This is a genomic window from Photobacterium kishitanii (assembly GCF_003026355.1).
GTDB classification, from domain to species: Bacteria; Pseudomonadota; Gammaproteobacteria; order Enterobacterales; family Vibrionaceae; genus Photobacterium; species Photobacterium kishitanii.
Genome location: NZ_PYON01000034.1, coordinates 1 through 14828, shown reverse-complemented (window position 1 = coordinate 14828; position 14828 = coordinate 1). Strand labels below are relative to the sequence as shown.

The 14828-nt window shown below is 45.1% G+C and carries 29 protein-coding genes; all 29 read right to left on the bottom strand.

Annotated features, from left to right (window positions below):
• Window positions 1–613 precede the first annotated feature (613 nt).
• The gene (rplQ, locus tag C0W29_RS21140) at window positions 614–997 is read right to left on the bottom strand and encodes a 50S ribosomal protein L17 (protein WP_005370955.1); all 384 of its coding nucleotides are present in this window, start codon (window positions 995–997) and stop codon (window positions 614–616) included.
• Between the two features lie 34 nt (window positions 998–1031).
• A complete protein-coding gene (locus C0W29_RS21135; protein WP_045044152.1) occupies window positions 1032–2021 on the bottom strand; it encodes a DNA-directed RNA polymerase subunit alpha in 990 nt (329 codons plus the stop codon).
• Between the two features lie 23 nt (window positions 2022–2044).
• Window positions 2045–2665 carry a 30S ribosomal protein S4 gene (rpsD, locus tag C0W29_RS21130; RefSeq protein WP_036789645.1) on the bottom strand — a complete coding sequence of 207 codons (621 nt, stop codon included), beginning with the start codon at window positions 2663–2665 and terminating at the stop codon, window positions 2045–2047.
• 32 nt (window positions 2666–2697) lie between these two features.
• Complete coding sequence (rpsK, locus tag C0W29_RS21125; RefSeq protein ID WP_005370963.1) at window positions 2698–3087, bottom strand: 30S ribosomal protein S11; 390 nt, start codon at window positions 3085–3087, stop codon at window positions 2698–2700.
• 19 nt (window positions 3088–3106) lie between these two features.
• Window positions 3107–3463, bottom strand: coding sequence for a 30S ribosomal protein S13 (gene rpsM, locus C0W29_RS21120; RefSeq protein WP_005370966.1), 357 nt, complete (start codon window positions 3461–3463; stop codon window positions 3107–3109).
• 145 nt (window positions 3464–3608) lie between these two features.
• A complete protein-coding gene (rpmJ, locus tag C0W29_RS21115) occupies window positions 3609–3722 on the bottom strand; it encodes a 50S ribosomal protein L36 (RefSeq protein WP_000868186.1) in 114 nt (37 codons plus the stop codon).
• Between the two features lie 31 nt (window positions 3723–3753).
• Window positions 3754–5079: a preprotein translocase subunit SecY gene (gene secY / locus C0W29_RS21110; protein WP_036789644.1), complete on the bottom strand. Its 1326-nt coding sequence runs from the start codon at window positions 5077–5079 to the stop codon at window positions 3754–3756.
• Window positions 5080–5101: 22 nt separating this feature from the next.
• The gene (gene rplO, locus C0W29_RS21105; RefSeq protein ID WP_036789641.1) at window positions 5102–5536 is read right to left on the bottom strand and encodes a 50S ribosomal protein L15; all 435 of its coding nucleotides are present in this window, start codon (window positions 5534–5536) and stop codon (window positions 5102–5104) included.
• Between the two features lie 5 nt (window positions 5537–5541).
• Window positions 5542–5721, bottom strand: a complete 180-nt coding sequence (rpmD, locus tag C0W29_RS21100; protein ID WP_005302823.1) for a 50S ribosomal protein L30 — start codon at window positions 5719–5721, stop codon at window positions 5542–5544.
• A 5-nt stretch (window positions 5722–5726) separates the two neighbouring features.
• Window positions 5727–6224: a 30S ribosomal protein S5 gene (gene rpsE, locus C0W29_RS21095; protein ID WP_036789639.1), complete on the bottom strand. Its 498-nt coding sequence runs from the start codon at window positions 6222–6224 to the stop codon at window positions 5727–5729.
• Between the two features lie 12 nt (window positions 6225–6236).
• Window positions 6237–6590 (bottom strand): 50S ribosomal protein L18, encoded by a 354-nt coding sequence (gene rplR / locus C0W29_RS21090; RefSeq protein WP_036789636.1) that lies wholly within the window; start codon window positions 6588–6590, stop codon window positions 6237–6239.
• Between the two features lie 9 nt (window positions 6591–6599).
• On the bottom strand, window positions 6600–7133 hold the full coding sequence (gene rplF / locus C0W29_RS21085; protein WP_036789632.1) for a 50S ribosomal protein L6: 534 nt from the start codon (window positions 7131–7133) through the stop codon (window positions 6600–6602).
• A 12-nt stretch (window positions 7134–7145) separates the two neighbouring features.
• Window positions 7146–7538, bottom strand: coding sequence for a 30S ribosomal protein S8 (gene rpsH / locus C0W29_RS21080; protein ID WP_036789627.1), 393 nt, complete (start codon window positions 7536–7538; stop codon window positions 7146–7148).
• Between the two features lie 37 nt (window positions 7539–7575).
• Complete coding sequence (gene rpsN / locus C0W29_RS21075; RefSeq protein WP_005370985.1) at window positions 7576–7881, bottom strand: 30S ribosomal protein S14; 306 nt, start codon at window positions 7879–7881, stop codon at window positions 7576–7578.
• A 15-nt stretch (window positions 7882–7896) separates the two neighbouring features.
• On the bottom strand, window positions 7897–8436 hold the full coding sequence (gene rplE, locus C0W29_RS21070; protein WP_036789621.1) for a 50S ribosomal protein L5: 540 nt from the start codon (window positions 8434–8436) through the stop codon (window positions 7897–7899).
• A gap of 15 nt (window positions 8437–8451) precedes the next feature.
• Window positions 8452–8763 (bottom strand): 50S ribosomal protein L24, encoded by a 312-nt coding sequence (gene rplX, locus C0W29_RS21065; protein WP_036789611.1) that lies wholly within the window; start codon window positions 8761–8763, stop codon window positions 8452–8454.
• A 12-nt stretch (window positions 8764–8775) separates the two neighbouring features.
• A complete protein-coding gene (gene rplN, locus C0W29_RS21060; protein ID WP_036789609.1) occupies window positions 8776–9147 on the bottom strand; it encodes a 50S ribosomal protein L14 in 372 nt (123 codons plus the stop codon).
• Window positions 9148–9312: 165 nt separating this feature from the next.
• Window positions 9313–9567 (bottom strand): 30S ribosomal protein S17, encoded by a 255-nt coding sequence (gene rpsQ / locus C0W29_RS21055; RefSeq protein ID WP_036789606.1) that lies wholly within the window; start codon window positions 9565–9567, stop codon window positions 9313–9315.
• Window positions 9567–9758, bottom strand: a complete 192-nt coding sequence (gene rpmC, locus C0W29_RS21050; protein WP_036789604.1) for a 50S ribosomal protein L29 — start codon at window positions 9756–9758, stop codon at window positions 9567–9569. Before rpmC ends, rpsQ begins: the two co-directional genes overlap by 1 nt.
• Window positions 9758–10168, bottom strand: a complete 411-nt coding sequence (gene rplP / locus C0W29_RS21045) for a 50S ribosomal protein L16 (RefSeq protein WP_036789596.1) — start codon at window positions 10166–10168, stop codon at window positions 9758–9760. The genes rpmC and rplP overlap by 1 nt, the downstream gene beginning before the upstream one ends.
• 11 nt (window positions 10169–10179) lie before the next feature.
• Window positions 10180–10869, bottom strand: a complete 690-nt coding sequence (gene rpsC, locus C0W29_RS21040) for a 30S ribosomal protein S3 (RefSeq protein ID WP_036789594.1) — start codon at window positions 10867–10869, stop codon at window positions 10180–10182.
• Between the two features lie 19 nt (window positions 10870–10888).
• Entirely contained in the window at window positions 10889–11221 is a 333-nt protein-coding gene (gene rplV / locus C0W29_RS21035) for a 50S ribosomal protein L22 (RefSeq protein ID WP_005302797.1), read from the bottom strand.
• A gap of 10 nt (window positions 11222–11231) precedes the next feature.
• Window positions 11232–11510, bottom strand: coding sequence for a 30S ribosomal protein S19 (gene rpsS / locus C0W29_RS21030; RefSeq protein WP_005302795.1), 279 nt, complete (start codon window positions 11508–11510; stop codon window positions 11232–11234).
• Window positions 11511–11528: 18 nt separating this feature from the next.
• The gene (gene rplB, locus C0W29_RS21025) at window positions 11529–12353 is read right to left on the bottom strand and encodes a 50S ribosomal protein L2 (RefSeq protein WP_036789591.1); all 825 of its coding nucleotides are present in this window, start codon (window positions 12351–12353) and stop codon (window positions 11529–11531) included.
• 18 nt (window positions 12354–12371) lie between these two features.
• Window positions 12372–12674, bottom strand: a complete 303-nt coding sequence (gene rplW, locus C0W29_RS21020; protein WP_036789589.1) for a 50S ribosomal protein L23 — start codon at window positions 12672–12674, stop codon at window positions 12372–12374.
• Complete coding sequence (rplD, locus tag C0W29_RS21015) at window positions 12671–13273, bottom strand: 50S ribosomal protein L4 (RefSeq protein ID WP_036789587.1); 603 nt, start codon at window positions 13271–13273, stop codon at window positions 12671–12673. The genes rplW and rplD overlap by 4 nt, the downstream gene beginning before the upstream one ends.
• A 16-nt stretch (window positions 13274–13289) precedes the next feature.
• Window positions 13290–13919, bottom strand: coding sequence for a 50S ribosomal protein L3 (gene rplC, locus C0W29_RS21010; protein WP_036789584.1), 630 nt, complete (start codon window positions 13917–13919; stop codon window positions 13290–13292).
• Window positions 13920–13933: 14 nt separating this feature from the next.
• Entirely contained in the window at window positions 13934–14245 is a 312-nt protein-coding gene (rpsJ, locus tag C0W29_RS21005; RefSeq protein WP_002541412.1) for a 30S ribosomal protein S10, read from the bottom strand.
• A 447-nt stretch (window positions 14246–14692) separates the two neighbouring features.
• A partial coding sequence (locus C0W29_RS21000) for an EF-Tu C-terminal domain-related protein (RefSeq protein WP_459562003.1) occupies window positions 14693–14828 on the bottom strand: 136 nt, incomplete at its 5' end.

Genomic DNA, 14828 nt, shown 5'->3' with positions numbered 1-14828 from the left:
TAACTGTGCCAAAATAACTTGCGCTATTTTGTTTTGGTCACTCAGTTTATTGATAAATCTTTCGACTTAACTATTCAGTGAGTGCCCACACAGATTGCATGGTCAAATTGTTAAAGAACAATACTGACTTTCGGTAACCGCTTGCGCCGTTGTCCGTGTCAGTGAGGTCGCATTATAGGGAGTTTTCTGATGCTGACAAGCATAATTTAAACAAATAAAATCGTTTGCTCACATTAAAAGCATAATCACTACTAATTGTTATTTTTATAGCCGGCTTGGGATTATTTAAGAGTTATAGACGATCATAAAGTATCAATAAATAATGATTATTGGACTGTTATTCAATAAAAATAACCATAATGCTATCGAGCCAATGAAAGCGGTAACTATAAAGAAGTAGAAGTAGAAGTAGAAGTAGAAGTAGAAGTAGAAGTAGAAGTAGAAGTAGAAGTAGAAGTAGAAGTAGAAGTAGAAGTAGAAGTAGAAGTAGAAGTAGAAGTAGAAGTAGAAGTAGAAGTAGAAATGAAAACTATAACCAGAAATAAAGTCAATAAAAAACAAAAAAAAAGCCGAGTCTAAAGACTCGGCTTTCTTCTTATTTAACGGCTAGTGCTTATTCAGCAGCAGCTTCTTCCTTTGCAGGACGGTCTAATAACTCGATGTAAGCCATAGGAGCTTTATCACCAGTACGGAAACCGCACTTCATGATACGAGTGTAACCACCAGGACGCGCTGCGAAGCGTGGACCTAGTTCGTTAAATAATTTCGCAACAACTTCGTTATCACGAGTACGAGCGAATGCAAGACGACGGTTAGCAACACTGTCGGTCTTAGCTAGGGTAATCAAAGGCTCAATTACGCGACGTAGCTCTTTTGCTTTAGGCAAGGTAGTCTTAATTAATTCGTGACGTACCAGAGAGCTAGCCATGTTGCTGAACATCGCTTTACGATGACTGCTGTTGCGGTTGAGTTGACGACCACTCTTACGATGGCGCATGACCTAATCCTTCTAACTAGATATCAGTAAACTATTAATCTTCAGCGATTGATGCAGGTGGCCAGTTTTCTAGGCGCATACCTAGAGATAGACCACGTGAAGCCAACACATCTTTGATTTCTGTCAAAGACTTCTTACCAAGGTTTGGCGTTTTAAGAAGCTCAACCTCAGTACGCTGAACAAGATCACCGATGTAATGGATCGCTTCTGCTTTCAGACAGTTAGCAGAGCGAACAGTTAGTTCAAGATCGTCTACAGGACGCAGTAGGATCGGATCGAACTCCGGCTTCTCTTCTTTCTCTTCAGGAACTCGTACATCGCGAAGATCTACAAATGCATCCAGTTGTTCAGCAAGAATTGTTGCTGCACGGCGGATAGCTTCCTCAGGATCAAGTGTACCGTTAGTCTCCATATCGATTACTAGCTTGTCTAGGTCAGTACGTTGTTCTACACGTGCTGCCTCTACTGCGTAAGCGATACGGTCCACTGGGCTGAAAGTAGCATCTACTAACAAACGACCAATTGGACGCTCATCTTCTTCAGTGTGAATACGAGCTGATGCTGGTACGTAGCCGCGACCACGTTCTACCTTGATGCGCATGCTTAATTCAGCATTGTCATCAGTTAGATGGCAGATTACGTGTTCTGGGTTCGCAATCTCAACATCACCATCATGGGTGATGTCACCTGCAACAACAGGGCCTGCACCAGATTTGTTCAGAGTAAGAATAACTTCATCCTTACCCTCAACCTTAACGGCTAGACCTTTAAGGTTAAGAAGAATTTCAAGGATATCCTCCTGAACGCCTTCTTTGGTGCTGTACTCATGTAACACACCGTCGATTTCCACTTCAGTTACAGCACAACCTGGCATTGAAGATAATAAAATACGACGAAGAGCGTTTCCTAGAGTGTGGCCGAAACCACGCTCCAACGGCTCTAGAGTTACTTTTGCGTGCGTAGAGCTAACTTGTTCAATGTCAACTAAACGCGGCTTGAGAAATTCTGTTACAGAACCCTGCATTGTGTCCTCTCTTAACTGTAGCCTTACTTAGAGTAAAGCTCGACGATCAGGTGTTCGTTGATGTCGGCAGACAAATCAGAACGTTCTGGAAGACGCTTAAACGTACCTTCCAACTTACTGCTATCTACTTCGACCCAAGTCGGTAGTTCACGCTGTGTAGCAACTTCAAGAGCTGCTTTAATGCGTGCTTGGTTCTTAGCTTTCTCACGAATGCTAACAACGTCGTTTGCCGCTACCTTGAAAGAAGGAACGTTTACGACTTGACCGTTAACTAGAATCGCTTTGTGGCTTACCAATTGACGAGATTCAGCGCGAGTTGCACCAAAGCCCATGCGGTAAACTACGTTATCTAAACGACCTTCAAGAAGCTGAAGCAGGTTTTCACCTGTGTTACCCTTGATGCGGGCAGCTGTCTTGTAGTAGTTACGGAATTGTTTTTCTAGTACGCCATATGTACGACGAACTTTCTGCTTCTCACGAAGCTGAACGCCGTAATCAGATAGACGACCGCGACGAGCACCATGTTGGCCCGGAGCGTTATCAATCTTACACTTGGTATCAATCGCACGTACACCAGACTTAAGGAATAAGTCAGTGCCTTCGCGACGGCTAAGCTTTAGCTTAGGACCCAAATATCTTGCCATTTTCTTTCTCCAATATTCCTAGAAACTAAACGTTAAACGCGACGTTTCTTAGGTGGACGACAACCGTTATGAGGGATCGGAGTCGCATCAACAATGTTAGTGATACGGAAACCCGCTGCGTTTAGAGCGCGGATTGTAGACTCACGACCAGGACCTGGGCCCTTAACCATAACTTCTAGGTTCTTAACGCCATATTCTTTGGCCATTTCACCACAACGCTCAGCAGCAACTTGTGCAGCGAACGGAGTAGATTTACGAGAACCACGGAAACCTGAACCACCTGCAGTTGCCCATGAAAGAGCATTACCTTGACGGTCAGTAATGGTTACGATTGTGTTGTTGAAAGAAGCATGGATGTGCGCAACGCCATCGGCTACTTGCTTGCGTACGCGCTTACGAGCGCGAGTTGGTTGTTTTGCCATTGTACTCTACCTTATCCGACTATTTTTTGATCGGCTTGCGCGGACCCTTACGGGTACGAGCGTTGGTTTTAGTACGCTGTCCACGTAGAGGTAGACTGCGACGGTGACGAAGACCACGGTAACAACCAAGGTCCATAAGACGCTTGATGTTCATGGAAATTTCACGACGAAGATCACCTTCTACAGTGTACTTAGCTACACCATCACGCAGTAGATCGATCTGTTCTTCAGTTAGTTCACTGATCTTAACATCTTCAGCAATACCCGTCTCAGCTAGAATAGCTTGAGAACGAGTCTTACCGATGCCGTAAATCGCAGTCAATGCGATTACAGCGTGTTTCTGATCAGGAATGTTAATGCCTGCAATACGGGCCACTATTCACTCCTAGTACTTTACAAGAATAACCGCTGCAGAGCCCGTTTAGGATACGCAGCGGTGGCACAATTCTTTTGCACATAACAAAAGATGGTTGACTAATTTAGCCAACCTATCTTCAATTTGCAAGAAATATTTCTGCTAATTAGCCTTGGCGTTGTTTATGCTTTGGCTCACTGCAAATTACACGCACAACACCGTTGCGCTTGATAACTTTACAGTTACGGCAGATTTTCTTAACGGAAGCACGAACTTTCATTGCTAAACTCCGTAAATATGGAAAACTAAACTTAGCGGCCGTAGCCTTTTAGATTAGCCTTTTTCAAAACTGACTCATACTGTTGAGACATTAAATGTGTCTGAACTTGAGCCATGAAATCCATGATAACAACAACTACGATTAGTAGAGAAGTACCGCCAAAATAAAAGCGTACATTCCATGCAATCATCATGAACTCGGGGATCAGACAGATAAAGGTGATATACAACGCACCCGCAAGGGTTAGTCGAGTCATTACTTTATCAATGTACATTGCGGTCTGTTCACCCGGGCGAATACCAGGAATGAATGCTCCAGACTTCTTCAAGTTATCAGCTGTCTCACGAGGGTTAAACACCAACGCGGTATAGAAGAAACAGAAGAAAATAATTGCAGCAGCGTAGAGCATTACATAAAGAGGCTGTCCTGGACTAAGGGCAAGTGAAACATCACTTAACCAACCAAGACCTTCACTTTGTCCAAACCACTGAGCCAGTGTGCCTGGAAACAGAATAATACTCGATGCGAAAATTGCTGGGATTACACCTGCCATGTTGATTTTCAACGGCAAGTGTGTGCTCTGCGCAGCGAAGACACGACGGCCTTGTTGACGCTTGGCGTAGTTAACGACGATACGACGTTGACCACGTTCCATGAACACTACAAAGTAAATCACAGCAAAAGATATAACCGCAATTAACAGTAGAAGAAGTACGTGCAATTCACCTTGACGCGCTTGCTCTACGGTCTGTCCAATAGCTGGCGGCAAACCGGCAACGATACCAGTGAAAATAATCACAGATATACCATTACCAATGCCACGCTCGGTAACTTGCTCACCTAACCACATTAAAAACATGGTACCAGTAACCAAACTAACCACGGCAACAAAATAGAAACTAGGACCTGGATTATGTACCAGGCCTGGAATCATACTTGGTAACCCCGTTGCAATACCAATTGCTTGGAAGGTTGCCAATACAAGCGTACCGTATCGGGTGTACTGACTAATCTTACGACGGCCAGCTTCACCTTCTTTCTTCAACTCAGCCAAAGCTGGATGAACTACTGTTAGCAACTGGACAATAATAGACGCAGAAATATACGGCATTATGCCCAGAGCTAAAATAGAAGCACGCGAGAGTGCACCACCAGAGAACATGTTAAACATCTCAATGATGGTACCCTTTTGCTGCTCGAACAGACTGGCAAGTACAGTAGCGTCAATACCAGGAATAGGCACAAAGGATCCAGCTCGGAATATTAATATCGCACCTAATACAAAGAGAAGGCGTGACTTAAGCTCTGCTAGGCCACCTTGTCCACTACGAAAATCTTGTCCTGGTTGTTTAGCCATCTGTACCTCATCCTCGAGTTAATTATTCCTCGATTTTACCGCCAGCAGCTTCGATAGCAGCTAAAGCGCCTTTAGTAACGCGTAGGCCTTTCACTGTTACTGAACGAGCGATATCACCAGAAAGTACAACTTTCACGAACTTAATGTCCTTAGTGATAACATTCGCAGCTTTTAGTGTTTCAAGGCTTACAACATCACCTTCAACTTTCGCTAGCTCTGCTAGACGAACTTCAGCTGTTACTAGGCTCTTACGAGACGTAAAACCGAACTTTGGTAGACGCTGTTTCAAAGGCATTTGACCGCCTTCAAAACCTGGGCGAACAGAACCACCTGAACGTGATTTCTGACCTTTAACACCACGGCCACAAGTTTTACCTAGACCTGAACCGATACCACGGCCTACGCGCTTCGCAGAAGGCTTAGAACCAGCAGCCGGTGATAGAGTATTCAAACGCATAGTGATTACTCCTCAACTTTAACCATGTAGTAAACTTTATTGATCATGCCGCGTACGCAAGCAGTATCTTCAAGTTCAACAGTGTGGTTGATGCGACGAAGGCCTAGGCCGCGCAAAGTAGCTTTATGCTTCGGTAAACGACCGATAGAGCTCTTTGTTTGGGTTACTTTAATAGTCTTAGCCATGTCGATTACTCCAGAATTTCTTTAACAGAAAGACCACGTTTTGCAGCGATCATTTCTGGAGAGTTCATTCCACTTAGACCCAAAATTGTTGCGCGAACAACGTTAATTGGATTAGTAGAACCATATGTTTTTGCTAGTACGTTACGGATACCCGCAACTTCTAGCACTGCACGCATAGCGCCACCGGCGATGATACCAGTACCTTCTGATGCAGGCTGCATGTACACTTGAGAACCAGTGTGACGGCCTTTAACAGCGTGGTGAAGAGTACCTTCGTTGATTGCGATCGTAACCATGTTACGACGTGCTTTTTCCATCGCTTTCTGGATTGCAGCAGGCACTTCACGTGCTTTGCCGTAACCGAAACCGATGCGACCGTTACCGTCACCAACTACTGTTAGTGCAGTAAAGCTGAAAATACGACCACCTTTAACCGTTTTTGAAACACGGTTAACAGCGATCAGCTTTTCATTCAAATCTGATTGTGTCTTTTCGTTAGCCATCTTCCGCCTACCTTAGAATTTCAGACCAGCTTCACGAGCAGCTTCTGCTAGTGTCGCGATACGGCCGTGGTATTGGAAACCAGAGCGATCAAATGCAACGTTAGAGATGCCTTTTTCAATCGCGCGCTCAGCAATAGTTTTACCTACAACTGCAGCAGCGTCTTTGTTTCCGGTACTCTTAACTTGCTCACGGATCGCTTTTTCTAAAGTAGAAGCGGCTGCGATAACCTCAGAGCCGTTCGGTGCGATTACCTGAGCGTACACGTGACGTGGAGTACGGTGTACAACTAGGCGAGTTGCGCCCAGTTCAGCAATCTTACGACGTGCTCGGGTCGCACGACGGATACGAGATGCTTTCTTATCCATAGTGTTACCTTACTTCTTCTTAGCTTCTTTAGTACGCACAACTTCGTCGGCGTAACGAACACCTTTGCCTTTGTAAGGCTCAGGGCTGCGGTAAGCGCGAATATCAGCAGCTACCTGACCAACCAACTGCTTATCAGTACCTGTAAGTACGATTTCAGTTTGTGATGGACATTCAGCTTTGATACCTGCTGGAAGTTCGTGCTCAACTGGATGAGAGAAACCTAGAGTTAAGCCTACAGCGTTGCCTTTGATAGCAGCACGGTAACCTACACCCTTAAGAGTCAGCTTCTTAGTGAAGCCTTCGGTAACACCAACAACCATGTTGTTAACTAGTGCACGAGCAGTACCTGCTTGTGCCCAAGCTTTATCGAACCCTTCACGAGGACCGAAAGTAACTTTGTTCTCTTCCAAAGTTAGAACTACTGCTGGGTTCATAACACGAACTAATTCGCCTTTTGAACCTTTAACAGTAATTTCCTGACCGTTAAGATTAACTTCTACGCCGGCAGGGAAAACTACTGGTGCTTTTGCAACACGAGACATGTTCTACTCCTATTATGCTACGTAGCAGATAATCTCACCGCCAAGACCCGCTTTGCGTGCAGCGCGGTCGGTCATAAGACCCTTGGAAGTGGAAATAACAGCAATACCAAGGCCACCCATCACTGATGGTAGCGCACCTTTTTTCTTGTAGATGCGTAGACCAGGACGTGATACACGTTGGATTTGCTCAATAACTGGGTTAGCTTCGAAGTACTTAAGTGTAACTTCTAGCTCTGGCTTAACATCACCTGTTACAGTGTAGTCAGCCACGAAACCTTCTTCTTGTAATAATGCTGCAATTGCAACTTTAAGCTTAGAAGATGGCATTTTAACAGCAACTTTTTTCGCTGCCTGACCGTTACGAAGACGGGTCAGCATATCCGAAATCGGATCTTGCATGCTCATAAGTTAATACTCCGTGATTCTGAATTGCTTACTGGTATTACCAGCTTGCTTTACGTAGACCCGGAATCTCGCCTTTCATGCAAGCTTCACGAACCTTGATACGGCTAAGACCGAACTTACGTAGGTAGCCGTGTGGACGTCCAGTCTGGTTACAGCGATTACGCTGACGAGACTTCGCAGAATCACGTGGTAGTGACTGAAGTTTAAGCACTGCATTCCAGCGATCTTCTTCAGACGCATTCACGTCGCTAATTAGAGCTTTTAGCGCTGCACGCTTTTCAGCGAACTTAGCTACTAGCTTGGCACGTTTAGCTTCACGTGCCTTCATTGATTCTTTAGCCATTAGTAACCCTTACTTTTACTTACGGAATGGGAAGTTAAAAGCAGACAGTAGAGCTAGAGCTTCTTCATCAGATTTAGCAGAAGTTGTGATTGTGATGTCTAAACCACGTACACGATCCACTTTATCGAAATCGATTTCTGGGAAGATGATCTGCTCACGAACGCCCATGCTGTAGTTACCACGACCATCGAATGATTTCGGGTTTAAACCACGGAAATCTCGAATACGAGGTACAGCAATTGAAATTAGACGCTCGAAAAAGTCCCACATACGCTCGCCACGTAAGGTTACTTTACAGCCAATAGGGTAGCCCTCACGGATCTTAAAGCCTGCAACTGACTTGCGTGCTACTGTGATTAGCGGCTTCTGACCTGCAATTGCAGTCATGTCAGCAGCAGCGTTTTCTAGCAGCTTCTTGTCGTTGATAGCTTCGCCCACACCCATGTTAAGTGTGATCTTTTCGATCCTTGGGACTTGCATGATACTCTTGTATTCGAACTTGCCAGCAAGGTCTTTTACAACAGTCTCTTTGTAGTAATCATGCAGTTTCGCCATAGTACTACTCCAAACTTACTTGATAGTTTCGCCAGTCGATTTAAAGAAACGAACTTTTTTGTCGTCTTCAAATCGGAAGCCTACACGGTCCGCTTTACCTTGACCGTTAACGATAGCAACATTAGACGCATCGATCGCAGCTTCCTGCTCAACGATACCGCCTTGAACACCCATTGCCGGAACCGGCTTCTGGTGTTTCTTAACCATGTTAATACCTTCAACGATAACTTTACCGGTTGCTAGAACCTTAGTTACCTTACCAGTCTTGCCTTTATCTTTACCAGCAAGAATGATAACTTCGTCGTTACGACGGATTTTAGCTGCCATTATAGTCGCTCCTTAAAGTACTTCTGGCGCTAGTGATACAATCTTCATGAATTTCGTATTACGAAGTTCACGAGTCACAGGGCCAAAGATACGGGTACCGATAGGTTGCTCAGTAGTGTCGTTCAACAATACGCAAGCATTACGGTCAAAGCGAATGACAGAGCCATCTTGACGACGAACGCCTTTACGGGTGCGTACAACCACCGCTTTCAGTACATCACCTTTCTTAACTTTACCGCGTGGAATTGCTTCCTTTACAGTAATCTTGATGATGTCACCGATATGTGCATAGCGACGGTGAGAACCACCCAGAACCTTAATACACATTACGCTACGTGCGCCGGAGTTATCCGCAGCATCAAGCATACTTTGCATTTGGATCATGTTAGTGCTCCGCTAATTTAAAACATCTAGACCCAAATCGAGTCGATATGCCTTTTCTTCAAAGGCGGCGAATAATAACACCATTTTCGACCGATGGGTAGATAAAAAAATGAACGGCCCTAAGTTTTTCAGGGCCGCTTACTTAAATAGCTGAAAAGTCAGTAATTAGATACGTGCTTTTTCAACTACGCGTACCAGTGCCCAAGACTTAGTCTTTGACATTGGACGGCACTCACGAACTTCAACCATGTCGCCTAGGCCACATTCGTTGTTTTCGTCATGTGCATGAAGCTTAGTCGTGCGTGTGATGTACTTACCGTAAATCGGGTGCTTCACTTTACGCTCGATAGCAACAACAATAGACTTATCGCCTTTGTCGCTAACTACACGACCAAGCTGAGTACGGATTTGATCGCTCATTATGCGCCAGCCTTCTCAGTCAGTACAGTTTTAACACGTGCGATATCACGACGTACAGTTTTAAGATTATGAGTCTGCTGTAGTTGACCAGTCGCAGCTTGCATGCGCAAGTTAAACTGTTCACGTAGCAAATTCACAAGCTCTGCATTAAGCTCTTCAACGCTTTTAGCGCGTAGATCTAGTGCATTCATCACATCACCGCCTTAATTACGAATGTTGTCTTGATTGGTAGCTTACGTGCAGCAAGATTAAATGCTTCACGAGCTAGTGCTTCAGGAACACCACCCATTTCGTATAGAACTTTACCTGGTTGAATCTGTGCAACCCAGTACTCCACACTACCCTTACCTTTACCTTGACGAACTTCAAGAGGCTTAGATGTGATTGGTTTGTCTGGGAATACACGAATCCAGATTTGGCCCTGACGTTTTACATGACGAGTCATAGCACGACGTGCAGCTTCGATCTGACGAGCAGTTAGTCGACCACGACCAACAGCTTTAAGACCAAATTGACCAAAGCTTACATCAGTACCGTTCGCTAGACCGCGGTTACGACCTTTAAAGGCCTTGCGGAATTTAGTGCGTTTAGGTTGCAGCATCAATAAACTCCTTATTTACGGCTTTTGCGCTGCTTCTTAGGCTTGTCAGCCTTTGGCTCTTCAACCGGCATGCCGCCTAGAACTTCACCTTTGAAGATCCAAACTTTAACGCCGATAACACCGTATTGGGTGTGAGCCGAAGAAGTTGCGTAGTCAATGTCAGCACGAAGAGTGTGTAGAGGCACACGGCCTTCACGGTACCACTCAGTACGTGCAATTTCAGCACCGCCTAGACGGCCGCTTACTTCAACTTTGATACCTTTAGCGCCAAGACGCATAGCGTTTTGAACTGCACGCTTCATCGCGCGACGGAACATAACACGACGCTCTAGCTGAGACGAAATGCTGTCTGCTACTAGTTGACCATCTAGTTCTGGTTTACGTACTTCAGCGATGTTGATCTGAGCTGGAACGCCCGCGATCTTCGCTACTGCTGCACGTAGTTTCTCTACGTCTTCGCCTTTCTTACCGATTACTACGCCTGGACGAGCAGTGTGAATAGTCACACGGATGCTCTTAGCAGGACGCTCGATAACGATGCGTGATAGAGATGCTTTTGCTAGTTCCTTAGTAAGGAACTGGCGTACCTTGAAATCGCCGTCTAGGTTGTCAGCGAATTCTTGGCTGTTAGCAAACCAAGTGGTATTCCAAGGCTTACAGATGCCTAAACGAATACCATTAGGATGTACTTTCTGACCCATTGCTTTCTCTCCTAGTCTCTTAGCGGTCTGCTACAACAACAGTGATGTGGCTAGAACGCTTCAAGATGCGATCGGCACGGCCTTTAGCACGAGGCATAATACGCTTCATGGTAGGACCTTCGTCAACGAAGATTTTAGCAACATTAAGATCATCAATGTCTGCGCCTTCGTTGTGTTCTGCGTTAGCGATAGCTGACTCTAGAACTTTCTTGATTAAATCAGCAGCTTTTTTGTTGCTGAAGTTAAGAATTTCTAGAGCTTGAGCAACTGGCTTACCGCGCAGTTGATCTGCAACCAAACGAGCTTTTTGCGGCGAGATGCGAGCAAAGCGATGTTTAGCGATAGCTTCCATTACCTACTCCTTAGCGCTTTTTAGCTTTCTTATCCGCAGCATGACCGCGGTAAGTACGTGTTGGTGCAAATTCGCCTAGCTTGTGACCGATCATTTCTTCAGAAACGAAAACAGGAACGTGCTGACGACCATTATGGACAGCGATGGTCAAACCGATCATCTGAGGGATGATCATTGAGCGACGGGACCAAGTCTTAACAGGCTTTTTGTCTCCGCTTTCCAACGCTTTCTCTACCTTCTTCAGCAAGTGTAGGTCAATGAATGGACCTTTCTTGAGAGAACGTGGCATGGCGTATCCTCTTTATAATTACTTATTACGACGACGTACGATGTACTTGTCGGTGCGCTTGTTGCTACGAGTCTTATAACCCTTAGTTGGAACGCCCCAAGGTGTTACTGGATGACGACCGCCTGATGTACGACCTTCACCACCACCGTGTGGGTGATCCACTGGGTTCATTACAACACCACGTACAGTTGGACGAACACCGCGCCAGCGTGAAGCACCAGCTTTACCTAGCTCACGTAGCATGTGTTCTGCGTTACCAACTTCACCTAGAGTCGCACGACCGTCAGCAAGAACTTTACGCATTTCACCAGAACGTAGACGTAGAGTCACATAAGTGCCTGCACGTGCAATGATCTGAGCGTATGCACCAGCTGAACGAGCCAGCTGTGCACCTTTACCAGGCTTAAGTTCAACACAGTGTACTGTTGAACCTACTGGGATGTTGCGCATTGGTAAAGTGTTACCAACTTTGATAGCAGCATCTTCGCCAGACTGGATCATATCACCAGCTTGGATACCTTTAGGTGCGATAATGTAGCGGCGCTCACCGTCTGCGTACAGAACTAGAGCAATGTTTGCGCTACGGTTTGGATCGTATTCTAGACGCTCAACTTTCGCTGGGATGCCATCTTTAGTACGTTTAAAGTCAATTAGACGGTAGTGTTGTTTGTTACCACCACCGATATGACGTACTGTGATACGACCGTTATTGTTACGACCACCTGACTTAGAGTTTTTCTCTAGTAGTGGTGCGTACGGCTTACCCTTATGCAGGTCAGAGTTAACCACTTTTACTACGTGGCGACGACCTGGGGAAGTCGGCTTACATTTTACAATAGCCATTCTTCTTTGCTCCTAGCCTTACTCTGCACTACCAGCGAAGTCGATGTCTTGACCTTCTTTCAAGATAACATACGCTTTCTTCACGTCTGAACGACGGCCTTGGCGCATACCTTGACGTTTGGTCTTACCCTTAGTGATAAGAGTATTTACAGACTTAACTTCAACCTCAAACAGTTTTTCAACTGCTGCTTTAATCTCTCTCTTTGTCGCAGTAATAGCAACTTTAAACACGATAGTATTCGCGTTTTCAGCAGCCATTGATGCTTTTTCAGAGATGTGCGGAGCACGTAGAACTTTTAAAATACGCTCTTCAGTGATCATGCTAGCATCTCCTCAATTGCTTTAACTGCAGCTGCAGTCATTACAATTTTATCGAAAGCGATCAAGCTAACTGGATCGATTGCCGCTGCATCACGTACGTCTACTTTATATAGGTTACGTGCTGCAAGGAATAGATTCTCATCTAGTTCGCCAGTTACGATTAGTGCATCAGTTAGCTCAAGCTCTTTAAGCTTAGCAACTAGTGCTTTTGTCTTTGGTGCTTCTAGAGTGAAGTTTTCAACAACGATTAAACGCTCTTGACGAACTAACTCAGAAAGAATGCTCTTCATAGCACCGCGGTACATTTTCTTGTTTACTTTTTGGCTGTGATCCTGAGGACGAGCAGCGAAAGTAACACCACCAGAACGCCATAGCGGACTGCGGATTGTACCTGCACGAGCGCGACCAGTACCTTTCTGGCGCCATGGCTTAGCGCCACCACCAGAAACGTCTGAACGAGTCTTCTGAGCACGTGTACCCTGACGAGCACCTGCTGCAAACGCAACAACTACTTGGTGTACAAGCGCTTCATTGAAATCACGCCCAAAAGTAGTTTCGGAGACAGTTAGCGCGTTAGCGCCTTTGACTACCAATTCCATTACTAACTCCTCGACGTTACGCTTTAACAGCTGGTTTAACGATCACGTTACCGCCTGTAGCACCAGGGACTGCACCTTTAATAAGAAGCAGATTGCGCTCAGCGTCAACACGTACGATCTCTAGGTTTTGAGTCGTTACACGCTCAGCACCCATGTGACCAGCCATTTTCTTGCCTTTAAATACACGACCTGGAGTTTGACATTGGCCAATTGAACCCGGAGCGCGGTGAGACAAGGAGTTACCATGGGTCATATCTTGAGTACGGAAGTTCCAGCGCTTAATAGCACCTTGGAAGCCCTTACCTTTAGATGTACCAGTAACGTCTACTTTTTTAATTTCGTTAAAGATTTCAACACTTAGCTCAGCGCCAACTGCGAATTCTTCATTATTTTCTAGACGGAATTCCCAAAGACCGCGACCAGCTTCTACACCTGCTTTCGCAAAGTGACCAGCTTCTGGCTTAGATACGCGGCTAGCTTTCTTAGTTCCAGCTGTTACTTGAATAGCGTTGTAACCGTCAGTTTCTACAGATTTAACCTGAGTAACGCGGTTGTTTTCAACTTCAACAACAGTAACTGGAATAGAAATGCCATCTTCGGTAAAGATGCGGGTCATGCCCACTTTACGACCGATTAGACCAATCATTCTCTTATCTCCCCTTAACCTAGGCTGATCTGTACGTCAACGCCAGCAGCTAGATCTAGACGCATCAGAGCATCAACAGTTTTGTCTGTAGGCTCAACGATGTCGATAAGGCGCTTGTGTGTACGAATTTCGTACTGGTCACGTGCGTCCTTATTAACGTGTGGAGAAATAAGAACAGTGAAGCGCTCTTTGCGAGTAGGAAGAGGGATTGGACCCTTAACCTGTGCGCCAGTACGCTTAGCTGTTTCAACGATTTCCGCAGTAGACTGGTCGATCAAACGATGATCGAACGCCTTTAGGCGGATACGAATACGTTGGTTCTGCATTAGACAGAGCTCCAAATAAAAATTACACAAACAATATCGCCACTCACGTTCGTAAAGACGAAGGAATGTCGATTGATTTATGTGAACGTAGCATCCCTATCGGATGCATTGTCAGCCAATTTAATGACTGCGAACATAAGTCAGAGTATTCATTATGAAACATACTCGGCATAGCCTGCAGTAAGTTTCTCCTCAATGCTTATTGGTTCACAACAGCGCTTACAAGACTTTGTCTTAGGCAGTGACGAGCATTATACAGATCACATTTTTGAAAGCAAGCTTTGATCGATAAATAAACAACCTTCTAATTATTCATCTATTTTATCAATAACTTAAATCCTAATATGCAGTTATTTGCTCCTCCACTACTGATTCAAAAGTAGAGATATAAAAAAAGGAAGCCGAAGCTTCCTTTTTATTTAGTACTTAATGGTGCACTAATTGCTATTAAGCAATGATAGTTGCAACAACACCAGCACCAACTGTACGGCCACCTTCACGGATAGCAAAACGTAGACCTTCATCCATCGCGATAGGTGCGATTAGAGTAACAGTCATAGAGATGTTATCACCAGGCATTACC